The organism is Microcoleus sp. N9_A2, assembly GCF_036701775.1.
GTDB lineage: Bacteria > Cyanobacteriota > Cyanobacteriia > Cyanobacteriales > Microcoleaceae > Microcoleus.
The window spans coordinates 142,970-168,717 of sequence record NZ_JAUBRH010000002.1 but is presented as its reverse complement, the minus strand read 5'-3'; the positions used below and the strand labels follow the sequence as shown (position 1 = coordinate 168,717).

Genomic DNA, 25,748 nt, shown 5'->3' with positions numbered 1-25,748 from the left:
GAGAGAAAGCTTGCAAGTACCTCAAAGGAAGTCCAATGTACTATTTTAAGAATGTTGGAAGTCGATAACCCGATCGCTGGCGGTTGGTATCGGTGATGTCACAAAATCAAAGACGGCTGTCGAATCGGTAAATTTAGTCACCATCGACGGAGCTGCCCTATACTCGATTGCTATTTAAAAAGGTGCGCGCAGGCGCAGCACCGTACAGAACTCATAATGAGTTCCTGCCTTATAGCAGAAATCCGCATCCGAGTTGGGCAACTTAGAAGGCTAAGGACTCGTTATTAGGAGCATTAATGAATTTATTGTTTGAAGGCTTGGGTCTTTCGGAAGAACTCGTTCTCCATCTGGAAACACTCGGCTTTACAGAACCTACTCCCATCCAAGTACAAGCCATTCCACACCTGTTAGCAGGTCGCGATGTTGTGGGTCAAGCCCAAACAGGAACTGGCAAAACGGCAGCATTTTCGTTGCCCATCTTGGAGCGGATTGATTTAGATGTAACTGCGGTGCAAGCATTGGTGCTGACACCGACTCGCGAATTGGCGATGCAGGTAACTGAAGCCATCCGCGATTTGAGCGGCATCAGCAGCGACGGCCCGGTAAAAGTCGGTCGCTCTCTGCAAGTTCTGACGGTGTACGGTGGTCAATCGATCGATCGCCAAATGCAGCGTTTGAAGCGTGGCGTTCACATCGTTGTCGGTACACCCGGACGCATATTAGATATGCTGAGCCGCGGCAGCCTGAAACTAGACAAGGTAAAATGGCTGGTTTTGGATGAAGCTGACGAAATGCTGAGCATGGGCTTTATCCAAGATGTGGAAAAAATCTTGGATGCTGCACCAAAAGAACGTCAAACGGCATTTTTCTCGGCGACGATGGAAGCTTCCATTCGGAAATTGGTAACGCGCCATTTGCGCAACCCAGTCAACGTCACCGTAGAACAGCCAAAAGCAACGCCGAAGCGGATCAGCCAAGGCGTGTACATGATTCCTCGCGGCTGGTCGAAGGCAAGAGCTCTACAGCCAATCCTAGAAATGGAAGACCCAGAATCTGCACTGATTTTTGTGCGGACGCGGCAGTCGGCGGCAGAACTTACTAGCCAACTGCAAGCAGCCGGTCACAGCGTTGACGAGTATCACGGTAATTTGAACCAAGCACAGCGGGAACGTTTGCTGCATCGGTTCCGCCAATGTCAGGTGCGCTGGGTAGTGGCGACTGATATTGCGGCGCGGGGTTTGGACGTGGATCACTTGACTCACGTGATTAACTATGACTTGCCCGATAGCGTAGAAAGCTACGTTCACCGGATCGGACGTACCGGCCGGGCTGGTCGCGAAGGAACTGCAATCACGCTGATTCAACCTGTTGATCGCCGCAAACTGCGTTTGATTGAACGCCACGTGCGATCGAGCTTGACAGTACGAAACATTCCGACACGGGCACAAATTGAAGCGCGTCAGTTGGAAAAGATGCAGGGTAAAGTTCGCGAAGCTTTGGCTGGCGAACGGATGGCATCTTTCTTGCCTCTGGTGTCTCAGTTGTCTGAGGAATACGACGCCCACGCGATCGCCGCTGCTGCTTTGCAAATGGCCTTCGATCAAAGCCGTCCGGCTTGGATGGGTGCTGATTACGCTCAACAAGAAGATCCCCCTATTGGTGGAGAAAACAGCGTCAAGCCAATCTTGATCAAGAAGCGGGCTAAGACTGGTGCGTCGAGTAATTCTGTGGGTTCGAGCGTTCCTTCTCCCGTTCCCCAGAACAGCTAATTAGTAGGGTGCGCTGAGGCGCACTTTACTTTGAAATATGTGTAGAGATGCGATATCGCGTCTCTACATTGTTTTGTTGATCTCTCTCTTCTATTCCTCTGTGTCCTCTGCGCTCTCTGCGGTTAAATCATCCAAAAACAACCGTAAACGATGTAAATCAATATGGAACTTAGCGATCGGACAATTTCTGTCACTAATTCTACGCTGAGTACGTTAATTGAAGAGTTGGGTACTGAGTGTCAAAATGTTATTACTTTAATCCATCAGCTTCAGTTACCTGATTTGAGCGATCGACAAAAAGCTGAAATTCTAGCAGAGTTCATGAGTGCTGCAATTCACCTGAACCTGCACTGTGGAGAGGATTTTCAGACACTAATTGCTGAGGAAATGGCAAAATTGTCGGATGATGATGAAGAGGATTAAGGAGATTTGGGCGATCGCGCATCAAGAAAAAGCCCTCCAGTCAACTCACCGAAAGGCTGAAAAACCTAAGAAATAAGCAGGACTCAAGTCCTGACTGCGAACCTGTACACGGAAATTTTTGGACTATTGTGTAATATTTTAGTTGAGCTGCGTGCCGATAATAATCTTTTGCACGCGATCGCCCTTAAGTTCCAAAACCAAATTAGAAGCCTTTTGATCGTTGCTGTAAGTCAACCGAGTCACTTCACCCTGCACAGATTGCGACCCATAACTGTAAGTTTTAACAATTTTTTTGCTGTTATCTCCTATCTTAATCCCATCAATTGTCACGAACTTGGGATTGGTAGTAGAAATTAAATAAACTTTGCCATCCCAGGCTGCTACTGTCAATTTTGAGTAGGTTAGCGTGCGAAATTTGCCCCCGATCGCCTTACCGCCCGGTTTAGTTTCGTCGCGTTGAGGTTTTCCCAACTTACGTTTTGCCTCTTCTACAGACATCCCCAATCGCACGCCGCCAATCCCCAAGCGCGAATAGTCGATCGCCGCCGGCGTTTGTGTCGCGCCCAGCATTCTTTCTAGCACCGCAACAGTTGGATTCATCGCAGGAATCGGGCGAACTAAAGCAGCAAATCCTAAGCTAGAAATTGCCAAATTAATCATGATGCCAGCGACGGCTGTTGTCACAAACAATCTTACCATTTTTTTATACCTTTATTTGGCAGTAGATTCCTGCAATATCCTGTTATATCCGGATAAATATAATGATTGCGGGCGAATACAATTCGCTCTTACACAGCCAAAGTCCGCCTGCGAGGACTAAAACAGTAACAATATTCATCCCCAAAAATATAACATAGAGAAACCCGGTTTCTGTAGGGGGCGTACCCCCGTGTCCGCCTTGATTCGGGGTTTCTGATTACCAACGCCATTTTACGTTTAATTAGCACGACTACTGAATCGCCGGAATGGGTGTGATATCCTAACAAAAGCCGTTTCTCCATAAAATCCGCAATTTAGATGACCGCCATAGATTCGACTAAACACCAAAAATCTAAAGCCCTCAAACCAGGAAGCCGCCGCCCCGCGAAAGAGCTTTGTAGCGAGTGCGGTTTGTGCGACACATATTATATCCATTATGTCAAGGAAGCTTGCGCTTTCTTAACTCAGCATATCGCAGAACTAGAAGAAGAGATTCACGGGCGATCGCGCAATCTCGACAATCCCGACGATTGGTATTTCGGAGTCAGTCAAAATATGATGGCGGCCAAGAAAAAAGAACCAATTGAAGGTGCTCAGTGGACGGGAATTGTCAGCTCAATTGCGATCGAAATGCTAGAAAAAGGCATTGTTGAAGGCGTTGTCTGCGTCCAAAATACGAAAGAAGACCGCTTTCAACCGATGCCAATAATTGCGAGGAATCGCGAAGAGATTCTCGCAGCAAAGGTCAACAAACCAACTCTATCTCCCAACCTTTCAGTATTGGAACAAATCGAGAAGTCAGGGATGAAGCGGCTGTTAGTAATTGGCGTCGGCTGTCAAATTCAAGCTTTGCGAACAGTCGAAAAACAACTAGGTTTAGAAAAGCTCTACGTTTTGGGAACACCCTGTGTCGATAATGTCAGCCGCGCGGGATTACAGAAATTCCTAGATACGACTAGCCGCTCTCCTGAAACTGTGGTTTCTTACGAGTTTATGCAAGACTTTAACGTTCACTTCAAACACGAAGATGGTTCGAGCGAGAAAGTGCCGTTTTTCGGGCTGAATACTAAAGAATTGAAAGATGTTTTTGCTCCTTCTTGTTTGAGCTGTTTTGATTATGTGAATTCTTTAGCAGATTTAGTTGTGGGCTACATGGGAGCACCTTTTGGCTGGCAGTGGATTGTGGTGCGAAATGACACCGGGCAAGAGATGTTAGATTTGGTAACGGATCAGTTAAATACTCAGCCGGTGATGTCTAAGGGAAACCGAAAAGAAGCCGTTCAGCAAAGCATTCCGGCTTACGAAAAAGGAGTGACATTGCCGATGTGGGCGGCGAAGTTGATGGGGGTTTTTATTGAGAGAATTGGGCCGAAGGGTTTGGAATATGCGCGGTTTTCGATTGATTCTCATTTCACTCGCAATTATCTGTACGTGAAGCGGAATTACCCGGAGAAGTTGGAGGCTCATGTGCCGGAATATGCTAAGCGGATTGTGGGACAGTATAAGTTACCTGAGTGAGGCGGATAGACAGAGTTTTTAATAGCTGTTTTGCAGGGACACGGTATTACCGTGTCTTTGTTGTATACAGTTCAGAAAATTAGAGGTACAAGATTATGACACTTATATTTGCAAACAAACACATGAATTTATCAAAGTCGATCGCACTTGCTTGCTGTGCCATCCTAGCATTATCTGGAAGTGGAAGGCCTGCGAAAGCAGCAGAAGTGCGATCGGGAAACAAAACATTTGCTGAATGGTGTCGCGAAAAAGATTCTTTGAGTTATGAAAGTAAACATACTGTTGAGGTGCTGTTGCGGCAAGTTGAGACTACTGAGTGCGATGCGGCTAATCAGAAACTTTCGAGTCTCACCGCACTCTTCCTTTGGGGTAATCAAATCAGCGACATCAAACCTTTACAATCTTTGACTAACCTGATTACACTCCACATTAGTAACAGTCAAATCAGTGACATCAAACCGCTAGCATCTTTGCCTAACCTGATTACACTCTCCGTCGGCAACAATCTTCTGGGCGACATCAAACCCCTAGCATCCTTGACTAACCTGACTACTCTCCAACTCAACAACAATCTTTTGGGCGACATCAAACCGCTGGCATCTTTGACTAACCTGACTTGGTTAGACGTCAGCAACAATCAAATTATTGACATCAAACCGCTAGCATCCTTGACTAAACTGACTTGGTTAGATATCAACAATAATAAAATCAGCGACATCAAACCATTGCTATCTTTGACTAAACTGGCTGCGATCGATCTCGAAAACAATCAAATCAATGACATCAAACCATTGCAATCCTTAACTAACTTGACTTGGTTACAACTCAGCGGAAATCCGATCGCCCCTAAAACCTGCCCTCTCAAACTAGAGTCTATCTGTAAGTGGGAACCACAAACTCAACCATAAAACTTTACAGTGACGCCCGATCGCACTTAAATATTTCATTCGCGAATGATAAATTTGGTGTTCATCAGAAAAACCCGATCGCCCTTATTGAGTAAAAGCGATCGCTCGAAAATTTTACACTACAAATCAGCAGCGTGTTCCTTCAATTCGTCCAAAGAAACGTATTCCAAAGTTAAAACGTGAGTCGCCGACAAAACCACGCGCGGCGCACATCCAGCATCCATTGCTTCCTTCCACCGAGAAGCGCACAAACACCAACAATCCCCTGGTTTCAATCCCGGAAATTTAAACTCAGGAACCGGCGTGCTCAAATCGTTTCCCATTCTTTTTGTGTATTTCAAAAAATCTTCTGTCAGTTGGGCGCAAACAGTGTGAGCCCCCAAATCCCCGCCGCCCGTATTGCATTTTCCGTCTCGATAATATCCCGTCATGGGCGACGTACAGCAAGTCTCTAATTTTCCGCCCAGCACATTTGTAGCTTCCGTCACCATCACAACTCCTCCGCAAAACTCTTCGATATAATTTTACACAAAAGCTAGTTGTTTATAGATATTTTTCCATGACAAAGTTGATGAATTTTTGATCCCTCCGTTCTACTTCCTGCTTTCTAATCACAATAAATCCCCGGCTTTCAAAAAAAGCTCTAGCTGTAATGCTGGCTTCGGCAAATAACTTGTTAAGTCCTAAGTCTTGGGCTTTTGACTCAATTTCTGTTAAAATGAGCTTGCCAACTCCTTGTCTTTGAAAGTCTTTGTGACAGTAAAAGCGATCGATATGGCCGCTTACTTCTAATTCCCCAAAACCTGCAATTTTATCACCTTCTTCTGCTACGAAAGTAAATTTACTGCTTAAACTTTTAGTCCAACTTTCAATATCGATATCGGCTGGAGCCCAAGCATCTACTTGGGCTTTTGTGTAATCGCGGATATTGACTTCGTGCACGGTGTCGTAGAACAGTTTTACAATTTTTTGGGTGTCGCCGATTTCGTAGGTTCGGATTTTCATAATCATTCAGGTGCAGATTCGCACGATTGGCGGGTTTTGGACGGAGATTGATTGCGGGTGTTTGGGATTTTGGGCTAAACCCGCCCCGACAAATCGACTCTAAAAATAATTTTACTGCACCCCTTGACAAGCTCCGCTAGTCTGTGCGAGATTAATTATAACAACTGTTCGATATACCTTATTTTTCCAAGCTCAGCCACCAAAAGCCTGTTTTGTATTCGGTTATACTATATCGGATGTTCGATATAGGAATATTTAGTCGATCGCCCTTAAATCTCCGATAACCTAGGATCTGGAATCAAACATCAGAAGATAGATCGACCTATGCCAAAGATAGTTGACCGCGAATTGTACCGCAAAGAACTGCTGAACAAAAGTTTTGAGCTGTTTGCCGAAAAAGGCTATTCATCAGTCACAATGCGAGAAATTGCCTTGGGAATCGGAGTTTCTACAGGTACGCTTTACCACTATTTTTCTAGCAAAGAAAGTCTGTTCGAGCAGTTAATTGAATACTTGAGCTATGAAGATACCAAAGAAGAAGCGCTGGCAGAATTGGGAAATCCGCCAACCCTAGGAGAAAGGATTCAAGAAATCATGGATTATATTGGGAAAAATGAAGATTACCTTACTAAAAATTTTTTGATTACATTTGATTTTTGTCAACACAAAACGCGCCAAGAAATTGATAATAATCAGGCACTCCAGCAAGCGGAAAAGCGTTATGAAGAGGCAGTTTGTTGCTACTTGGGTATTTCCGATCCAGCAATTGCTATATTTATCATCAACTATGTTGACGGATTACTGGTAAGAAGGTTTTATCAAGGCGAAAGGATCTCTTTTGCGGAACAAGCGAATTTATTAAAAGAAATGATCCTGGCTTATTTAGAAAAAAAACAACCGTAAATATAGGAGGAATATGAATTTTCAATATTTCATCAAGCCTAAAAATAAATTGGTAATGGGATTAGTAATTGCTGGCGCTGCTATTAGTGTTGGTACAAGTATTTACGGCATTTCTCAGTTTGGATTTTTAGCTAAAAATGCTGAACCTTTACCCGTAGAAACGCCGCCGCCCAGGAAAATCACGGCATTGGGAAGATTGGAACCGCTGGGGGAAGTGATTCGCTTGGGAGTGTCGCAGACGTTAGATGGCGATCGCATTTCCCAGCTTTTAGTCAAAGAGGGCGATCGGGTGAAAGCAGGACAAGTTATCGCAATTTTGGATGCGCGCGATCGACTAAAATCTGTTTTAGATGAAACCCAAGAGAAAGTCAAAGTTGCTGAAGCCAGTTTAGCACAAGTAAAAGCCGGGGCAAAGTCGGGAGAAATTAGCGCCCAAGCAGCAACAATTAGCAAGCTAAAAGCTGAACAGCAAGGCAATATAACTGTACAAGAAGCAACAGTCGATCGCCTGCAAGCGCAATGGCAAGGCGACAGAAGCGCACAGGAGGCAACTATCAACCGAATCACGGCGCAGTGGCAAGGCGAGAGGAAGGCGCAGCAGGCAACAATTAGCCGGATAGCGGCACAATGGCAAGGAGAAAAAACAGCACAAATAGCAGCAATTAACAAGTTAGAAGCTGAGTCTAGTAATGCTAAAGCTGAAGACTTGCGACATCAACAACTTGCGGGTGAAGGTGCAATCTCTCAATCGGTAAGAGATACTAAGCGGCTGACATTAGAAACCAGCCGCCAGGAAGTTAAAGAAGCACAAGCCAATCTCAGCCGGATTAACAATACGGCAAAGCAGCAACTAGAAGAAGCGCAAGCAAACCTCGATCGCATTAACAATACAGCTAAGCAACAAATCAACGAAGCAGAAGCAAACTTAACTCGCATCAACAGGACATCTATCCAGCAGCTTAACGAAGCAGAAGCCACACTCAAACGCATTCAAGAAACGGGTAGCGAACAACTAGAAGAAGCGAAATCAACTCTTGACAAAATAGCCGAAGTGCGCCCCGTGGATGTGCAAGCTGCCGAAGCTGAAGTCAAAAGTGCGATCGCCCAAGTGAAGCGCGCCCAAACCGAGTTAAATCAAGCTTCCATCCGCACGCCCAATGCTGGAAAAATCCTGAAAATTCATACTCGCGCTGGTGAAAAAATTAGCGATGACGGCATTGCAGACTTAGGAAAAACTGACCAAATGGTAGTCGTTGCGGAAATTTATCAAACCGATATCAGCAAAATTAAGCTAGGACAAAAAGCAGCGGTTATTAGCCAAGCATTCTCAGGAGAGTTGCAGGGAACTGTCAAAGAGATTGCGTTAAAAGTAAGCAAACAAAATGTGTTTAGCAATCAACCGGGAGAAAACTTGGACAGCCGAGTAGTGGAAGTAAAAATTCACCTAAATCCTGAAGCTAGCAAACAAGTTGCGGGATTGACAAATTTGCAGGTACAAGTAGCAATTAAACAAAACTAAAGTCTTTACTAAAAACCTTGGAGGATTGAAAGTTATGGTAGAATTTGGCCCCGATCCGAACCGACCTTATCCGATGGCAGACCAGCGCAGGGTGTGCTTCATAAAAAACTTCATAAAATCCCCCAATATTATCGCCGGCGATTACTCATATTATGACGATCCAATCGATCCAGAAAACTTTGAGAAAAATGTACTTTACAATTACGGCAGTGAAAAATTAATTATTGGTAAATTTTGTGCGATCGCCACCAACGTCAAATTTATCATGAACGGTGCAAATCACAAACTAGACGGCATTTCAACTTATCCTTTTCCCATCTTTGGCAATGGTTGGGAAACAGCCATGAATTTATTAATCGAACTGCCAAGCAAAGGCGATACTATTATTGGCAATGATGTTTGGATCGGCTATGAATCCGTGATTATGCCCGGAGTCAAAATCGGTGACGGTGCGATCGTTGCCGCCAAATCAGTTGTAGTAAAAGATGTTCCCGCTTACACAGTTGTCGGTGGAAACCCCGCAGGTTTAATCAAACAGCGTTTCAGCGATACCGAAGTTGCACAACTATTAGAAATTCGGTGGTGGGATTGGGAAATTGACAAGATTTCGCGCAATATTAACTTAATTATGCAATCTGATATTAAAGCGCTCAGTAATGCTGAGTAAACTCGCAAAGATAGCGATTTTAAATTAATAAAGTGGAGGTTTCCCAATGCTTCAAATTGCATACTTAGTTCTCTGCATTCTGGGCACTGCTTTGCCGTATTCCCAGTTTGTCCCGTTTCTCTTAGAAAAAGGGTTGAATGTTAACGCTTTCTTCGGACAATTGTTTGCGAATCAAATTTCCGGCTTTTTTGGCATGGACTTAATCGTGTCTTCCGTGGTTTTTTGGTTTTTTGTATTTAGCGAAGGTTCGCGTCTGAAAATGAAAAACTTGTGGATTTATATTGCCACTAACTTACTGGTTGGTGTTTCCCTGGGTTTGCCTTTATTTCTTCTAATGCGGCAACGTCAACTTGAACAAACAGCTTTAAGCGATCAACAATAAATAACTAATCACCAATTCCCAGTTTTCAATTCTCAATGCCAATGCTTCGACTTCGCTCCTATGCCCCAATACGGTTCAGCTAACACTGTTAATTCCCCGGAGATCCCCTAAATCTCCCTTAAGAAGGGGGACTTCGCAGCACCTTCTTGTTCCCCCCTTTTTAAGGGGGCTAGGGGGGATCTGTCTTATCTGAACCGTATTGCCCAATGCCCAATTCCCCATTCCCCATTCCTAAACAAAGCTTATGTTTCGCAAAACACCCCTTGCTTGGTTGCAAGTAACTAGAGAAAAAACTCGTCTTGCTGTTGCTATCGCAGGAATTGCATTTGCAGATATTCTGATATTCGTGCAACTGGGATTTCAAGATGCACTATTCGACTCTGCCGTTAAGCCGCACCAAAGTTTACAGACAGATTTAGTTTTAATCAATCCTCAATTTGAAACTTTTGCTGCGGTAAAAGACTTCAACCGAGAGCGACTTTACCAAGCACAAGGAGTAGAAGGAGTAAAATCCGTTACTTCCTTATATATTGGTATGGGAGAGTGGCGAAACCCCACAACCCGCACTACTCGATCGATTTTAATTTTTGGAATCGACCCCGGCAACATAACATTTAATTTGCCTGATGTCAATCAAAAATTGCCTCAAATTCAAATGTTTAATCATGTGTTGTTTGACCAATCTTCTCGACCTGAATACGGCGAGATTGCCAATATTTTTCACAAACAATCTACCCTCGAAACTGAACTCAATAAACGCAATATTCAAGTAGGAGGAGTCTTTACTCTCGGTACTTCCTTCGTGGCTGACGGTAATGTCATTGCCAGCGATTCTACATTTATGAATTTATTTCCAGAACGAAAACCAGATGAAGTTGATGTTGGCTTAATTAACCTAAAACCGGGGGCTGACATCCAAAAAGTTCAGTCAATGCTCAAAGCTATATTGCCCGATGATGTGAAAGTTTTAACCCTAGCAGAGTTTGCAGAAATTGAAAAAGCTTATTGGGCAAATGCTACTCCGATCGGCTTTATTTTCGGATTCGGTACAATCATCGGATTCATTGTTGGGCTGATTATTGTTTACCAAATTCTTTACTCCGACGTTTCCGATCACTTGGCGGAATATGCGACTTTAAAAGCAATGGGATATAGCGATCGCTATTTAGTCGGAGTCTTAATTCAAGAAGCTCTGCTATTAGCTGTTTTAGGTTTTATGCCGGGAATTGTTTTAGCCAACGGACTGTATTCGCTAGGACAATCTGCCACTTTACTGCCAATTGCGATGACAACAAATCGATCCGTTGTAGTGTTAAGTTTGACGATCGTGATGTGTACCGGTTCCGGCGCCCTCGCCCTTCGCAAACTCCAATCAGCCGACCCCGCAGACATCTTCTAATCTGCGTTCATCAGCGTCAATCTGCCTGCATCTGCGGTCAAAAAAACTCCCAAAAATCACCATGCAAACCTTAAATTTCCCCGCTAACCCAACCACCGTAACCGAACCAGTAATTTCAGTCCAAAAACTCAACCATTACTTCGGTCAAGGCTCCCTTAAAAAACAAGCCTTATTTGACATAAATCTCGACATCAACCCCGGAGAAATAGTCATTATGACGGGGCCCTCGGGTTCGGGGAAAACAACTTTATTGACGATGTTAGGCGGTCTGCGTTCGGCTCAAGAAGGGAGTCTCAATATTCTGGGGGAAGAAATACGCGGCGCTAGTAAGAATCAGTTAACTAAGTTGAGAAAGCAAATTGGTTATATTTTTCAAGCGCATAACTTGATGACGTTTTTGACGGCTAAGCAAAATGTGCGGATGTCTTTGGAATTACATAAGGAAATGCTGAATCAGAATATGGATGCTTTGTCAATATCAATGTTGGAAGCTGTGGGTTTGACCGATCGCGTTAATTATTACCCTGAAAATTTGTCGGGAGGACAAAAACAAAGGGTGGCGATCGCCCGCGCGTTAGTCAGTCGCCCTAAAATAGTTTTAGCGGACGAACCTACCGCGGCTTTAGACAAACAATCCGGGCGAGATGTGGTGGAAATCATGCAGAAACTAGCAAAGGAACAAGGCTGCACGATTTTGCTAGTGACGCACGACAACCGCATTCTCGATATTGCCGATCGAATTATCTACATGGAAGACGGCCGTTTAGCAACAAATCCGGATCGGGTAATTAGTGATTAGTTATTTTATTTGCCGGGCCCACAGCCTCGATCGCAGCTTCCAGGGCTATCGATACATGAGTCCAATGAGTTCCCCCCTGACAAAAACCCACGTAAGGCTCGCGCAGAGGCCCGTCAGCCGAAAACTCCGACGTACTCCCATCAATAAAAGTACCCCCAGCCATCACTAACTGACTTTCATACCCGTGCATCGGCGCCGGTACGGGATCTAAATAGGAACCGACGGGGGAATTTTGCTGAACCGCACGACAAAAAGCAATTAACTTATCAGCAGAACCGAATTCGATCGCCTGAATCACATCTCGTCTTCTAGCCAAAGGCATAGGATTCACTCGATAACCCAACTTATAAAAAACATAAGCCGTTAAATGATTGCCCTTCATCGCCTCCCCCACACAACCCGGAGCCATAAACAAACCCTGAAACAGCAACCGATTCAAATCAAAAGTTGCACCGCCACTGCTGCCGATTCCCGGCGCCGTCAAGCGACAAGTTGCCGCCTCCACCAAATCAGCCCTCCCGGCGACGTAACCGCCAGCAGGGACGATCGTACCCCCCGGATTTTTAATTAAAGAACCAGCCATCAGATCCGCACCCACAGCAGTAGGTTCGCAATCATCAACAAACTCCCCGTAACAATTATCAACAAAGCAAATTGTGTTAGGATTCTGATGTTTGACTATGGCGACGATTTTTTCAATCTCAGAAATAGACAAACTCGATCGCCAAGAATAACCGCAAGAGCGCTGGATCAAAACCAGACGAGTCTTTGCTGAAATAGTAGAGCTCAATGTCTGCCAATCCACACTTCCTTCGCGAGTTAGAGGCAACTCACGGTAACTAATGCCAAACTCAATCAGTGAACCTTGACCTTGCCCCCGCAAGCCGATCACTTCTTCTAAAGTATCGTAGGGAGAACCAGCCACTGCCAACATTTCGTCACCAGGACGCAGGATGCCAAAAAGAGCACAGGCGATCGCGTGAGTACCCGAAACAAACTGTACCCGGACAGCCGCGGCCTGGGCCCCTACCACTTCGGCAAACACCCCGTCCAAAGTCTCCCGACCCAAATCATCGTGGCCGTAACCCGTAACCCCTGCAAAATGGTGGACTCCAACCCGGTGGCTGCGAAAAGCTTTTAAGACTCGTTGAAGATTTTGCTTGACTGTAGTGTCAATACCAGAAAAAATCTGAAAGAGTGCCTGTTCTGCTTCCTGTAGCCGTGAAACGCTATTCATCTATACCTCGCTCACCCTTTGCGTGCGCGCTGTTCATTATGGCGTAGATGCGGCCCCTAGTTTGTAAACATAATATATTCATGACGATTGCAACTTCCAAAAAAACTTCTCCTGATTGGCCTGTCATAGGCTTTATGGCCTTTCTGCACATCGGTGCTTTATTTGCTTTGCTGCCGGGTAATTTTAGCTGGTCTGCGGTCGGGCTAGCAGTATTCCTGCATTGGGTAACAGGTGGTTTAGGAATTACTCTCGGATTTCACCGCCTTGTCACCCACCGCAGTTTTCAAACACCGAAATGGCTAGAGTATTTTCTAGTTATTTGCGGTACTCTTTCCTGTGAAGGTGGCCCGATCGACTGGGTAGGAATGCACCGGTTACACCACATACATTCCGACACTGAGACAGATCCCCACGATTCAAATCAAGGCTTCTGGTGGAGCCACATGGGCTGGATGCTCTCGGATCTACCGATCAGAGTAGAAATTCCCCGCTTTACCAAAGACATCGGCGACGACCCAGTATACAAGTTTCTCCAAGCATATTTTATACCCATCCAAGTTGTCTTCGGCGTGTTGCTTTATTTATTAGGCGGCTGGTCTTTCGTGGTTTGGGGCGTGTTTATGCGGATCGTGGTGGTGTTCCACTGCACTTGGCTGGTTAACAGCGCTACCCACAAATTCGGCTACCGCACCTACGAGTCGGGCGATGGCTCGACCAACTGCTGGTGGGTTGCTGTCCTCACCTACGGCGAAGGCTGGCACAACAACCACCACGCCTTTCAATACTCTGCTCGCCACGGTCTTCAATGGTGGGAAATCGACTTCACCTGGATGACAATTCAACTGCTGCAATCGCTGGGTTTGGCAACCAAAGTGAAATTAGCAGAAAAATAGCGATCGGCAATTAGTCATTGGTTGTCGGTCATCAGTTCTGGACTAATGGCTCGCGACCAATGCCTAATGCTGTTTTTTCGATCGGGTAAAGGTTGGGTTGAACTGAGATTGAATCATCTTGTGCGATCGACCCAACCAAAACCAGAATCAGTTATAATATAATTGGGAACAAAAAATTTTGTTTCGCAGCCAAAATTTTTAATTTCACAATAAAAACGTAAATCTTTTTCAATCCTCATCCAAAATCTATCATTGATTCTTTATTAGTTTGGGCAAGCGTGCACCAAAACAGTTCGCGACTCAATCCAAACTCTTATACGTGAATTCCAGTCTGCATCTCATCAGAAATCAAAAAAAGAATGACAATAGCAACACAAGACAAACTTCAATACAATTGGAAGCACGTTATTAGTTTAGCAGGACTGCATATCGGAGCTTTGTTCGCATTGCTACCGAGTAACTTCAACTGGACAGCAGTTGGTTTAACAGTATTCATGCACTGGATCACCGGCGGTTTAGGAATAACTCTCGGATGGCACCGCCTGCTCACCCACCGCAGCTTTCAGACACCAAAATTCGTAGAATACTTTCTAGCATTTTGCGGGGCCCTTGCCTGTCAAGGAGGAATAATTGATTGGGTTGGGTTACACCGTTTACACCACACCCACTCTGACCAAAATGCGATCGACCCTCACAACGCCCAGAATGGTTTTTGGTGGAGTCACATCGGCTGGATGCTGTATAAAGGCCCCGCTCACGCTGAAATTTCCCGCTGCACAAAAGACATTTCCAGCGATCCATTTTACAAATTTTTGCAAAATTACTTTCTCCCCATGCAAATCGTCTTTGGCGTGTTGCTTTACTTAGCAGCAGGCTGGTCATTTGTAGTTTGGGTAATTTTTGCCCGCTTAATTTTGGTATATCACTGCACGTGGTTTGTCAACAGTGCAACTCACAAATTTGGCTACCGCACTTACGACACTAAAGATAGTTCTACTAACTGTTGGTGGGTTGCGGTTTTGACTTACGGCGAAGGCTGGCACAACAACCACCACGCTTTTCAATACTCCGCCCGTCACGGTATGAAATGGTGGGAAATTGACTTTACTTGGATGACAATTCAAGTCTTGGAAGCACTCGGTTTAGCCAGTAAGGTGAAATTACCAGCAGCAAAATAAGCTGTTGCGGCATTTAGATTGAATTTGTGGGGGCGGGCTTCTAGCCCACCCCACAATAATTTAAATGCGGATTAACTAAAAAGGTGAGGTAGCAGTAAAAACTACAAACTTAGGAAATAATGTCATTGCGCTTCGGGAAAGCAATCCCAGGGACTTGAGATTGCCACCCATAGCTCACAATGAAAAAAACATAATCCAATACCCTTGCGACAACAACCATAAATAAAATTAGCAAAAAAGCCCTAACCAAGCGTACTGTCAACTGTCAACTGACAACTGACAACTGTCAACTGTCAACTGACTAATGAGACCGTTTTTGGTCGCTGCGGCCGCGCAAATATTCTGCTAAAAATGCCAATCCTCCCGAACCTACTATCAACAGCACGCTGAGAGCATTAATATCAGGTTTCACCCCAGTCCGAATCCGGCTAAAAATTTCCATCGGCAGAGTTGTAGTCCCGCTACCTGCGGTGAAACTCGCAATCAAAAAATCGTCCATGCTGAGGACAAAAGACAGCAGACAACCAGAAACAATCCCGGGTATTAATTGAGGTAACAAAACCTGAATAAAAGCTTCAACAGGTGTTGCACCCAAATCTAAGGCAGCTTCTTCTAAATAGGGGTTTAAATCCGCCAATCTAGTAGAAACAGCTAGGGCGATGTAAGCCAGACAAAATACAACGTGGGCGGCGACAATTGTCCACAAACTCAGAGGAATAGCGAGGGCTGCTAAAAATACTAGAGTGGCAACCGCGCTGGCAATATCTGGAATAATAATCGGCAAGTAGGAAACACCCTGATATAAACTTTTCCCCGGAAAGCGGTAGCGGGCTAAACCAACGGCCATTAAAGTTCCGAGTACAGCCGAGATTGCAACTGCACAAACAGCGACTGTTAAACTGTTTCTGAGGGCAATTAATATCCGCGTATCGCTAAATAATTTAACGTACCAATCTAAGGTGAATCCTTCCCAGCCGGCGCTAAAGCGCGATTTGTTAAAGCTGTAAAATGTGAGTACCAGGATGGGCAGGTACATATAAAAAAACATCAAAACGGCAAATATTACCTGCCAAGAAACCTTAAATTTAGGTTTTAAGTACATATCGGCTTGTATTTCCTCCTGTGGATTGTCGGCGGTATTTTCCATGTCTCATTATTAATCGGGAATTAGGAATTAGGAATTGGCAATCGAGAATTGGGAATGGGGAATTGATAATTGGTAATCTGGGAAGATAAGCATTGATTGTTGTCAGTTTACATTTTTTATTGGTTATTATTGATTTGCGAAACATATCAATAACCATTAACTAGCAACTACCAATCAATCAATCAATCAATCAATCAATCAATCAATCAATAAGTAATGTCAACTGTCAACTGTCAACTGTCAACTGACTAAACTGTCAACTGTCAACTGTCAACTGTCAACTGTCAACTGACTAAACTGTCAACTGTCAACTAACTTAAACTGCATTACGATCGCCATATTTGAGCAAAAGGGCAATTCCGATACTCACTGCAAAAATTAATACCATACTCAGAGCCGAACCCAGCCCCCAATTTTGTGTTGCTCCCAAAAACTGATTGTAAATCAAACGAGCGGCTGTCATGCTGGAAGCTCCACCGAGCAACTCGGGATCGACAAAATCGCCCAGACAGCTAATAAATACTAGCAAAGAACCCGCCGCAATCCCCGGCATTGTCTGGGGTACTGTCACTTTCCAGAAAGTTTCTATCGGATTCGCGCCCAAATCTTGAGATGCTTCTAACAATCTGCGATCGAGCTTTTCCAAAGAAGCGTAGAGAATTGTTACAATATATGGCAAATAGCTGTAAGCCATGCCGATGAGAACGGCGGAACTTTGATTTAACAATTCTAGAGGAGGGATGCCTACAAGGGCTAAGACCGAGTTGAGAACGCCCGTAGGACGCAGTATTGTAATCCAAGCATACGATCGCAACAGCGAAGAAGTCCACAGCGGCAACACAAAGCCCAACAATGTTAAATTCCGCCACTTCGGCGAGACATTGATGGCGATCCAGTAAGCGACGGGAAAGCCCAGCAACAAGCACAGAATAGTCGTTCCCGTTGCGAAAAAGAGCGATCGACCCATCACCTGCAAATTCAGCGGTTCAAACACTCGCAGATAGTTGCCGATTCCCGAAGGATTCACCAAATCTCCCGGCTTAATATTTGGTACTAAGCTAAGCTGAAAAATTACCAGAGTTGGTATTACTAATAATAAAACTAGAAACAACCCAGAAGGGCCGAGCAATGCTAGCGGCCCAGCCCACGACGACCACGGGGAGGCGGTTTCAGCTTTCACTGGAGATGTGGGAGGAATCGGAGGGGGAGCTTTGGTGGAAACAGCCATAAATAATAGTTTGGATTTTTTAACCGCTGATGAATGCGGATTAACGCGGATCTAATACGGATGGATGCAGTGGGCGATCGGCTGTGAGGGCGGATGGATGTAAAATTTGGATAAAAGTCAGAGATTGCGTGTAAAGTCCGCCCTACAGGTGAGGATCAGCCGCTGGTTAATTGAGTCCAGTAGCGATCGTACACTTCCATAAATTTCCCTACCGGAGCAACACCTTCGCAATTTCTTAAAACAGCTTCCGAAGGGAAAAGAATTTGGTTTTCCCGGACTTCCGGCGTTAACAAACTATAAGCATCTTCCGAAGGAGTTGAAAAACTCAGCCGTTCGACTAAAGAAGCAGCGATATCTGCTTGTAGCATAAAGTTCATCCATTTATAAGCTGCTTCGGGATTGGGAGCACCTTTAGGAATTACTAAAGTGTCAGTCCATAAAGAAGAGCCACTTTTTGGCACGACATAGCGCAATTTATCGTTATCTGGAATTACTTCATTAGCATCAGAAGAATAACACATGGCTACCTTCAAATCTCCTGTCAGTATTTGAGGCCGCCAAGCGTCAGTCGTAAAAGATGCGATCGCCGGTTTGAGCTCCACCAACTTTTCGTAAGCTTGTTTCACTTGCTCTTGGTTCGTAGAATTCAAAGAATAGCCCAGCATCCGCAACGCAGCGCCCATGACTTCTCGAACATCACTCGCCAGCGTCATTCGCTTTGCTAACTCTTGTTTGTGCTGCCACAAATAGTCCCAATCTTCTGGCTCTTCTTTGAGTTGTTCGCTGTTGTAAATCAAGCCTGTGGTTCCCCAACTCAAAGGCACACTGTAGCGATTTCCTGGGTCATAGACAGGGTTTTGGAACTGTTTTTTGAGCCGATCAATCCCGCCCAAAATCGAGTGGTCTAATGGGCTTAACAGCCCAAGTTCCGTCATTTGAACCACCATGTAATCAGATGGGTAAATGATGCTGTAGGCGCGGGCGCCACCGGCTTGAACTCTCGCCAGCATCTCTTCGTTGGAGCTAAACACGTCGGCCACTACGCGAATGCCAGTTTTTTCGGCAAAGCGATCAAGCAAAGCGTTATCGGTATAGCCTGCCCAAGTATAGATGAAAAGTTGGTCTGCCGAACCTTTGACGGGAGGAGCAGATTGTACGTCTGCAAGTCGCCAGCCACAACTCGAAAGAGCTAACCCGGAAATTGTCGCCGCCGAATTTTTTAGGAACTGACGGCGTGTAGAATTAGCCGGGAAAATCCTGGAAATTGGTAAGTTAGTCGGAGGCACAGTTAGATTTTAGATTTTAGATTTTAGATTTTAGATTGGGGAATTGGTAATTGAGAATTGGGCATTGGGAATTAGTAATTGGGAATTAGTAATTGGGAATTAGTAATTGGGAATTAGTAATTGGTAATTGGGAATTGGGCATTGGGAATTGGTAATTGAGGATTGGTAATTGGGAATTCTCCCTCTCTCCCATTCTCCCTCTCTCCCATTCTCCCTCTCTCCCATTCTCCCTCTCTCCCTCTCTCCCTCTCTCCCTCTCTCCCCCTCTCCCATTCTCCCCCTCTCCCATTCTCCCTCATTATTTTCGATCGCCCAAAGCAAGGCAATCAGTAGTTCCCCAGTAAGCATAAATCGGCGTGTTCTGGTCTGGGAAAGAGCCGCCGGTATTTGGCTGGCGCACCGTAATTTTATCGCCCGAGGTCAACTCAACCACATAATGAACGTGAGTGCCCATGTACATAGTATTTTTGAGCCGCCCTTCAAAACAGTTGACCGACACTTCCGGCTGGTATAGATTCAAATATACTTTTTCCGGCCGGACGCTGACTACCACAGAGTCGCCTGTGACACCATTCCACATATCTGACTGCTGAACGATTATTTTCAGATTGGCCGAGGTGCGAACTGTGAGAGTCGATCGGTCGATCGACTCCACCGTACCAGAAAACAAATTCGTATCCCCAATAAAATCCGCCACAAAAGCCGTCTGCGGACACTCATAAATTTCTTCGGGTGAACCAATTTGCTCAATTCTGCCCTCGTGCATCACCGCAATCCTGTCTGACAGACTCATCGCCTCTTCTTGGTCGTGAGTCACCATCACAAAAGTCAAGCCTAATTCTTGATGCAAATTCGACAGTTCCAACTGCATCTGCTTCCGCAACTTCAAATCTAGAGCCCCCAGCGGTTCATCTAGCAGCAGTACCGCCGGTCGATTTACCAGAGCTCTCGCCAAAGCCACCCGCTGCTGCTGGCCGCCCGACATTTGACCGGGAAACCGATTGGCGAAAGATTCCATTTTCACCAATTGCAAAACTTCCCGTACCCGTTCTTCAATTTCCGCTTTCCCCAGCTTTTTAATCCGCAGTCCAAAAGCGATATTGTCCCAGACATTCATGTGTCCGAACAAAGCATAGCTTTGAAACACGGTATTGACCGGACGGCGGTAAGCTGGAGTGTTGGTCATCGACTGGCCCCGAATCATCAATTCGCCCGCCGAGGGAGTCTCGAAGCCAGCGATTAAACGCAGCGTCGTAGTCTTGCCGCAGCCGGAGGGGCCGAGAATACTAAAAAATTCTCCTTGTCGAATGCTGATGTCAACTCCGCGAACTGCGGTTTCGCCGTTAAATACCTTAAAGACCTTGCGGAGTTCAACGTCAAGCGCTGTATCCGTTGCTGTCGTACCTTGGTTGAGTGCTGTCTGAAACATATTCGCCCTTTCCTGGGGGTAATGCACGCCACTTAAATACAGTTTAAGTTTAGACTTTTCTGTATTTTAGGTGAGGAATGTTCGATGTAACAGGTTTTGGGATTTGTTCTTTAAATTCTATCTCAGAGCGCACCATTCTCAGCAACAGGCTTTCCGGCCTGTTCCACAAGAAAATTCACTCTTTGTGGAACAGGCCGGAAAGCCTGTTCATAAAAGACTTATTGAGAATCGTGCAACATCTCAGATAGAACTGCCATCTATTTATTCTCAGGACTTGGCGTGGGGGATGGTTTTTGCGGTTTATCTGTTTTGGGTTCTTCTGCTTTTTTCCACTCTGACAAAGGTCGCTGGACGGCATTTTTAAAGTCAAAAGGCACTAGCAGCACGGGCAAATTTTCGGCTGAATTTTGAGGGGGCGCTTCCGGCGGATTGGCTTGAGCGTACAAGAAGCGGCCGCTAAAGTCTGTTTTGCCTAAAACTAAACGATGAGTTTCCTGGTTGTCCAGCTTGACTGTGACTGTAGCTTGGGGTTTGTCTAGACCGAATTCTGGGAGTTTAGCCGCAGTAGTATTAATCGTGCGATCGCTCTTTCCTGTTGCCAGCCTGTCTAGCAAGAAATCCACCGATGCCTGACTCGCGTGTGCTTGCACTGGCAATTTCATTTCCCAGCTAGACTTGCCTCCTTTTGTAGCATAAACTCGCTCAAAAGTCAAGATTTTTTCGGGAGTTTTGACTGTAAAGAATTGTATGCGATCGGAGTTAAAAGCAAAAATTTTCTGTTTTTCTTCCTTAGCGGCTTCCTGTTTCGGAGATACTTGCATCTCGAACAAAGCAACCAACCCAGTCATGCTCAACGCGACGGCTATCAATACTAATGTATTTTTCTGCAATTTCATAGTAACTGGGAATTGGGCATTGGGCATTGGGAATTGGGCATTGGGTATTGGGGAGTCTGTTATTAATAACAACTGACAACAGTCAACTGACAACTGCCAACTGTCAACTGTCAACTGTCAACTGACAACCGTCAACAGTCAACTAACTTATCTTCTCTTCCACCAGATAGCGCCGCCAATTCCAAGTCCGAGTAAAGGCCACATTAGCCAAGCTAAAACCAGCAATCCTACTTGGATGGTAGTCATGTTAACGCGGCGGTTGGTAGCTTTTTTCGGACTGATAGAAAAGCTTTGTTGGTCTGGTTTACTCAACCAACTGACTGAATTGAGAAACACGTCGCTATTGAGTTGTTGGTCAAACCAACCGTTAGTCACAAATTGAGATGTGCCAATTACTACCATTCGCGATGTTTTTCTAGGAGTTGAAGGCACAGAAGGAGTTGCCGTTGGACTGGGAGATGCTGTGGGTGTTGGTGTTGGCGAACTTTCCGGAGATTCTGTGGGAGATGCTGTCGGTGTTGGCGAAGTCGTCGGTAATGCTGGAGGCGTAGCTTCTTGCGAGACAATCACCGAATAGCTGATTGGGGAAGCTGTTGGCGAAGTTGTCGGTGATGGTGAAGTTGTCGGTGATGGTGAAGTTGTCGGTGATGGTGAAGTTGTCGGTGATGGTGAAGTTGTCGGTGATGGTGAATCTATCGGTGATGGCGAAGTTGTCGGTGATGGTGAAGTTGTCGGTGATGGCGAAGTTGTCGGTGATGGTGAAGTTGTCGGTGATGGTGAATCTATCGGTGATGGTGAATCTATCGGTGATGGTGAATCTATCGGTGATGGTGAATCTATCGGCGACGGTAAAGTTGTCGGAGATGCTTGGGGTGAAGGCGTGACCGGTGTTGGTGAAGGTGAGGGCTTTAAGGGAGTGCTGTCAGTGGACGATCGCACTAAAGCCACACCTAATAATAGCGGGCCTTGTCGATCGGTCTTCTGATCGAACTCCAATTTCTTAGTCGTCAAATCGCTTTCCGCCCAACTTTCCTGACTCGTCCAAATCAGCGGTTTTTCCTCTATCCCTTCTACTGGCGAGGTTTCCAAAGCACGCGCAAATGGATAAAATGAAATACCGTTGCCAAAACTTTGAGTAATCGGATGTTCGCCGTAGCGCCTGACGGTGGGAACCGTGGGGCCCAGACCAAATCTTTGACCAGTGCCCGAAGCATCGATGGCCAAACGGGTGTCTAGTTTTACGCCCCATTCTTGCAGCATTTTGTCCAATCCCGTATCAATTGCCGGGTCTACCATTAACAATAAACTGCCGCCACGATCGAGATAAGCTTTTAGTGCTTTAATTTCTGTATCGGAAAACGGTTTGTCCTGCCCCGGAACGATTAAAGCATCTGCATCTTCTGGCACTTCTTTTCGTTCTGTCAAATTCAGCGTTTGGGCGTTGTAGTATTTATCTTTCAGAGCTTTTTCAGCTTGCTGAATTCCGCCTTGACCTTCCTTTAGCGGGCGGGCTCCTTTGCCTTGCAAAAAGTAAACTGTAGCAACGCGAGTGCTCAGGATTTCTTCTAAGCCATTGGTAAGTTTGATCTCTGAAAGCCCTTGATTTGGGTCGCTACCAAAAGTAGTGCCACCTTTTTGCAGTACCTGTTTTTTCTCGCCGGATTGCAGGTAAACTTCTCCGATGCTAGTAATACTAAATTCCCGCGCTTTTCCCGGTTGGGCCTGCGGGTCAACAAACTCGAATTGAAACTTTTCGCCTCCCTCGCGTTTGTAGCTTTGCAACAATTCTTTGATTTGGGGGTTTTGGATGGGGTCAAATACCCAAACTTTGACTGTTTGTTGCAGGTTTCGCAGTATTTGTTGAGTCTGGGGGGCAAGGGTAAATTGTTGGCTTTCGGTTAAGTCGATGCGGACGGGATAGCGAACGGCTATGAAGTTAATTACTCCGAGAATCACAAAGACGGCGAGGGTGGCAATCAGGGCGTTGGTGCCCGCTTGAGTGGAACGCTGCCCCCAAAAGCTTTGTTCGTAACTCAAATATAGCAGCCAAAGTGCGATCGTCACTGCTCCGGCAATAACTAAACCGACTGTCAGGGGGTCCCATACTCCAGATACAAGTGCTGCTGTTACCCCCGCTGCGATGAGGAGGGGGCCCAGCAAAAAAACGTATTTCCAATTTGTTTTGCTAATTTTCATAATGTAAATATTGAGGGAAAATTTTCCGGGTCGAGGATGTTATTCTATATCGCATTAGTCTGCAACCATGCTGTTAAATCTGACGGATTGTTAAAATCCAGCACGGCATCTCCTAGTTCTTCTAATTCCTGTATACCTAATTGACGGATGCAGTTTTCGGTTTCCGGTTGTATTGTGCCTAAACGCCGCACTAGCTGACGCAATATTAACGAGAGTTGAGCGGTTTTTGTCACCTGTTCTCTTGCTACATCTATGGCAATCTGCTGGTCTTGAATCCACAGTTCTTGCTTCTGCAATTCATTTAATTCTTCCTGAGTGAAGTTTTCCCCGCTGGCAATTCTAAAAGCTTTCTGAATTTCGGGAACTGCACTGAGTGTTTCTGGTACTGTCTCCAAAGTGCTGGTATTTTCGAGAAAGTAAATCCATTGGTCGGCGGTTGTTTGTAATTCTGCTAATTCCTTGCTAAATTTGGGCAGTTCGATAAATACTAATTCTATTTCAGTATCTGGACACTCAAACTGTTGCTCTTTTTCTTGGAAAACAAACCGTGACATAAATTCCGGCTGATTTTCAAACATTTCAAAGTCGGCAATTTTTAAAGAAATTACTGTTTTTAGTCTTTCGTAGCGTTCTTTTCCTGTTAATTGCTGGCTGTAGCTTTTGGCAGCGTTGTACAAAACTCTATTGCCGAAGGAAGGCACGTTGAGGAGTTGAATTTCAACTAGGGCGATTCTGCCGCCGTTAATTGTGGCTTTGACATCTAGGTGTGTGTCTTGGGTTGCGAGAGTTTGAGGTTCTGGTTGGGAGTTGATTATTTCTAAGTCTTCGATGACAGGCTGTGCTTCATAAAGGATGGCGTTTAAAAAATTAATCAGGATGTCTTTGCTGTCGCTGGAACCGAATATTTTTTTGAACGCAAAGTCGATTTTTGGATTGATAAATCTCATTATTTCAAGAAATTAGTGGAATAACTAACATTAATTGGGAATGGGGCATTGGCCAAACAGGGCATTGGGCATGTTGCCCGCTCGCGAAGTCGAAGGGTGGGCATTGGTGGTGTCTCCTTTAATGTGCAACTCTCCAAATCTCCTATTTTCCCACTCTTTCCTCTTTATTCCCCGAAGCCTTGCCTGATACTTTTAAGAACGCTGATATCGCAAGGCATCGATGGATTGGGCGGTCAGAAATACTCCTAAAATGATGTAACTGGCAAACATAATTAAACTGCTGGTATCGAAAACTCCCTTGACAAGATTGGTGTAATTTGTTAGGAGGGACAAATGTCCTAATGCTGTTCCGAAGGGACCACCGATACCGACGGCGGCTGCATCGATCACCCAGAGAAATAATACTAGAGTGAAGGTGAGGATGGCGGATAAAATTGTGCTGTCGGTGAGGGAGGAAATAAACATTCCGAGGGACAATACTCCTGCTGCTAGTAATATTAAGCCGCCGTGTCCTAGCAAAAGAACTCCGGGGGGTACGGGTGGGGTTGAGGAACTGAGGGCGATCGCCTCGCAGAACAGCAGGGGCAGCAACATTGTGGTATAAAATGTTAAAACGCCGAGGAGTTTGCCGGTAGCAACTGCCCAGTTTGTTAATGGCGATGTGGCTAATAGTTCTAAGGTGCCACGTTTGCGTTCTTCTGCATAAAGTCCCATTGAGAGTGCGGGTAATACGAACAAGGAAAGGGAACCCATTATTCGCAGAAATAGTTGCAGGAATTCGTAGGCTACGTCTATGGGAGGTTCGGTAATTCCCATTTGGTCTCGCTGGCCGATTTGGGGAATCAACCCGTCGGGGGCGAGGAGGATGGCTATTAAAAAGTAGCCGGTGATTAGCCAAAAGACTGCTGCGATGGCATAGGCTAATGGCGAGGCAAAATAGCTTTGTAGTTCTTTGCGGTAAATTGCGACAATATTACTAATCATTACTAACATTTAGGATTTGGGAATGGGTAATTGGCCATTGGTAATTGGTTCATTCTGAGTCGCCTGCGGGTGGTGTTTCGCTGTCGTCACTGTCCTGTTGTTGTTTTTCTATTTGTCGCTTTTTGGTAAGAGGTGGCTCTTCTGGTCGAGAATCGCTACTCGGTTGTGGCTTTTTTTTAAGTGGCCGATTTTTTACAACTGGTTCGGATTCTGGTTGAGAAGGCTCTAGCGACTTTGGCGCATCTAAAATCAGTTCGGATTCTGGTTGAGAAGGCTCTAGCGACTCTACCGTTTCGACAATGAGCAGATTTTCGACAACCGGTTCTGGTTGAGAAG

General features: G+C 45.4%; 25 protein-coding genes. 12 read left to right on the top strand and 13 right to left on the bottom strand.

Translation table 11 applies throughout. From position 1 onward, the window contains the following. Positions 1-296: 296 nt before the first annotated feature. Together QUA44_RS02025 and QUA44_RS02020 are read left to right on the top strand one after the other, a co-directional pair. Complete coding sequence (locus tag QUA44_RS02025; protein ID WP_333247662.1) at positions 297-1,769, top strand: DEAD/DEAH box helicase; 1,473 nt, start codon at positions 297-299, stop codon at positions 1,767-1,769. A gap of 162 nt (positions 1,770-1,931) precedes the next feature. After that, positions 1,932-2,192 carry a hypothetical protein gene (locus tag QUA44_RS02020; protein ID WP_333247664.1) on the top strand — a complete coding sequence of 87 codons (261 nt, stop codon included), beginning with the start codon at positions 1,932-1,934 and terminating at the stop codon, positions 2,190-2,192. Positions 2,193-2,330: 138 nt separating this feature from the next. Here QUA44_RS02020 and QUA44_RS02015 read toward each other — a convergent pair whose 3' ends face one another. Beyond that, positions 2,331-2,876: a hypothetical protein gene (locus QUA44_RS02015; RefSeq protein ID WP_333309462.1), complete on the bottom strand. Its 546-nt coding sequence runs from the start codon at positions 2,874-2,876 to the stop codon at positions 2,331-2,333. 333 nt (positions 2,877-3,209) lie between these two features. On the opposite strand from QUA44_RS02015, the gene QUA44_RS02010 reads away from it, so the two are divergent. Both QUA44_RS02010 and QUA44_RS02005 read left to right on the top strand, forming a co-directional pair. Beyond that, the gene (locus tag QUA44_RS02010) at positions 3,210-4,409 is read left to right on the top strand and encodes a Coenzyme F420 hydrogenase/dehydrogenase, beta subunit C-terminal domain (protein ID WP_333247668.1); all 1,200 of its coding nucleotides are present in this window, start codon (positions 3,210-3,212) and stop codon (positions 4,407-4,409) included. Positions 4,410-4,504: 95 nt separating this feature from the next. Further along, the gene (locus QUA44_RS02005) at positions 4,505-5,317 is read left to right on the top strand and encodes a leucine-rich repeat domain-containing protein (protein ID WP_333247670.1); all 813 of its coding nucleotides are present in this window, start codon (positions 4,505-4,507) and stop codon (positions 5,315-5,317) included. 119 nt (positions 5,318-5,436) lie between these two features. Here the strand turns inward: QUA44_RS02005 and QUA44_RS02000 are convergent, their stop codons facing one another. Further along, positions 5,437-5,808, bottom strand: a complete 372-nt coding sequence (locus QUA44_RS02000) for a DUF2237 domain-containing protein (RefSeq protein WP_333247672.1) — start codon at positions 5,806-5,808, stop codon at positions 5,437-5,439. Positions 5,809-5,860: 52 nt separating this feature from the next. Beyond that, positions 5,861-6,322, bottom strand: a complete 462-nt coding sequence (locus QUA44_RS01995; protein WP_333247674.1) for a GNAT family N-acetyltransferase — start codon at positions 6,320-6,322, stop codon at positions 5,861-5,863. A 324-nt stretch (positions 6,323-6,646) separates the two neighbouring features. On the opposite strand from QUA44_RS01995, the gene QUA44_RS01990 reads away from it, so the two are divergent. The 6 genes from QUA44_RS01990 to QUA44_RS01965 all read left to right on the top strand — a co-directional run bounded on the left by QUA44_RS01990 (position 6,647) and on the right by QUA44_RS01965 (position 11,991). Then, positions 6,647-7,225: a TetR/AcrR family transcriptional regulator gene (locus QUA44_RS01990; RefSeq protein ID WP_333247676.1), complete on the top strand. Its 579-nt coding sequence runs from the start codon at positions 6,647-6,649 to the stop codon at positions 7,223-7,225. Between the two features lie 13 nt (positions 7,226-7,238). Further along, positions 7,239-8,744, top strand: coding sequence for an HlyD family efflux transporter periplasmic adaptor subunit (locus tag QUA44_RS01985; protein WP_333247678.1), 1,506 nt, complete (start codon positions 7,239-7,241; stop codon positions 8,742-8,744). A gap of 34 nt (positions 8,745-8,778) precedes the next feature. Beyond that, positions 8,779-9,411, top strand: a complete 633-nt coding sequence (locus tag QUA44_RS01980; RefSeq protein WP_333247680.1) for a Vat family streptogramin A O-acetyltransferase — start codon at positions 8,779-8,781, stop codon at positions 9,409-9,411. A gap of 46 nt (positions 9,412-9,457) precedes the next feature. Beyond that, entirely contained in the window at positions 9,458-9,793 is a 336-nt protein-coding gene (locus QUA44_RS01975) for a DUF2834 domain-containing protein (RefSeq protein ID WP_333247682.1), read from the top strand. Between the two features lie 244 nt (positions 9,794-10,037). Next, entirely contained in the window at positions 10,038-11,192 is a 1,155-nt protein-coding gene (gene devC, locus QUA44_RS01970; protein WP_333247683.1) for an ABC transporter permease DevC, read from the top strand. A gap of 61 nt (positions 11,193-11,253) precedes the next feature. After that, positions 11,254-11,991: a DevA family ABC transporter ATP-binding protein gene (locus tag QUA44_RS01965; protein ID WP_333247685.1), complete on the top strand. Its 738-nt coding sequence runs from the start codon at positions 11,254-11,256 to the stop codon at positions 11,989-11,991. On the opposite strand, the gene QUA44_RS01960 is transcribed toward QUA44_RS01965, so the two are convergent. Then, the gene (locus tag QUA44_RS01960) at positions 11,981-13,228 is read right to left on the bottom strand and encodes a methionine gamma-lyase family protein (RefSeq protein ID WP_333247687.1); all 1,248 of its coding nucleotides are present in this window, start codon (positions 13,226-13,228) and stop codon (positions 11,981-11,983) included. The genes QUA44_RS01965 and QUA44_RS01960 overlap by 11 nt on opposite strands. A gap of 80 nt (positions 13,229-13,308) precedes the next feature. On the opposite strand from QUA44_RS01960, the gene QUA44_RS01955 reads away from it, so the two are divergent. Beyond that, positions 13,309-14,121, top strand: coding sequence for an acyl-CoA desaturase (locus tag QUA44_RS01955; protein WP_333247689.1), 813 nt, complete (start codon positions 13,309-13,311; stop codon positions 14,119-14,121). A 359-nt stretch (positions 14,122-14,480) separates the two neighbouring features. Next, entirely contained in the window at positions 14,481-15,299 is an 819-nt protein-coding gene (locus QUA44_RS01950; protein ID WP_333247691.1) for a fatty acid desaturase, read from the top strand. A 301-nt stretch (positions 15,300-15,600) separates the two neighbouring features. Here the strand turns inward: QUA44_RS01950 and QUA44_RS01945 are convergent, their stop codons facing one another. The 9 genes from QUA44_RS01945 to QUA44_RS01905 all read right to left on the bottom strand — a co-directional run. After that, positions 15,601-16,446, bottom strand: coding sequence for an ABC transporter permease (locus tag QUA44_RS01945; RefSeq protein WP_333247693.1), 846 nt, complete (start codon positions 16,444-16,446; stop codon positions 15,601-15,603). Positions 16,447-16,762: 316 nt separating this feature from the next. Next, the gene (locus QUA44_RS01940) at positions 16,763-17,674 is read right to left on the bottom strand and encodes an ABC transporter permease (protein ID WP_333247695.1); all 912 of its coding nucleotides are present in this window, start codon (positions 17,672-17,674) and stop codon (positions 16,763-16,765) included. Between the two features lie 155 nt (positions 17,675-17,829). Next, positions 17,830-18,960, bottom strand: a complete 1,131-nt coding sequence (locus QUA44_RS01935; RefSeq protein ID WP_333247696.1) for a spermidine/putrescine ABC transporter substrate-binding protein — start codon at positions 18,958-18,960, stop codon at positions 17,830-17,832. 298 nt (positions 18,961-19,258) lie between these two features. Continuing rightward, entirely contained in the window at positions 19,259-20,389 is a 1,131-nt protein-coding gene (locus QUA44_RS01930) for an ABC transporter ATP-binding protein (RefSeq protein ID WP_333247699.1), read from the bottom strand. 257 nt (positions 20,390-20,646) lie between these two features. Beyond that, positions 20,647-21,312, bottom strand: coding sequence for a DUF4340 domain-containing protein (locus tag QUA44_RS01925; protein ID WP_333247701.1), 666 nt, complete (start codon positions 21,310-21,312; stop codon positions 20,647-20,649). Positions 21,313-21,432: 120 nt separating this feature from the next. Next, positions 21,433-23,481 carry a Gldg family protein gene (locus QUA44_RS01920; RefSeq protein WP_333247703.1) on the bottom strand — a complete coding sequence of 683 codons (2,049 nt, stop codon included), beginning with the start codon at positions 23,479-23,481 and terminating at the stop codon, positions 21,433-21,435. Positions 23,482-23,525: 44 nt separating this feature from the next. Beyond that, positions 23,526-24,428 (bottom strand): Rpn family recombination-promoting nuclease/putative transposase, encoded by a 903-nt coding sequence (locus QUA44_RS01915; RefSeq protein ID WP_333247705.1) that lies wholly within the window; start codon positions 24,426-24,428, stop codon positions 23,526-23,528. Between the two features lie 192 nt (positions 24,429-24,620). Continuing rightward, a complete protein-coding gene (locus QUA44_RS01910; protein ID WP_333247707.1) occupies positions 24,621-25,421 on the bottom strand; it encodes an ABC transporter permease in 801 nt (266 codons plus the stop codon). A gap of 40 nt (positions 25,422-25,461) precedes the next feature. After that, the coding region (locus QUA44_RS01905; protein WP_333247709.1) for a hypothetical protein at positions 25,462-25,748 on the bottom strand (287 nt) is incomplete at its 5' end.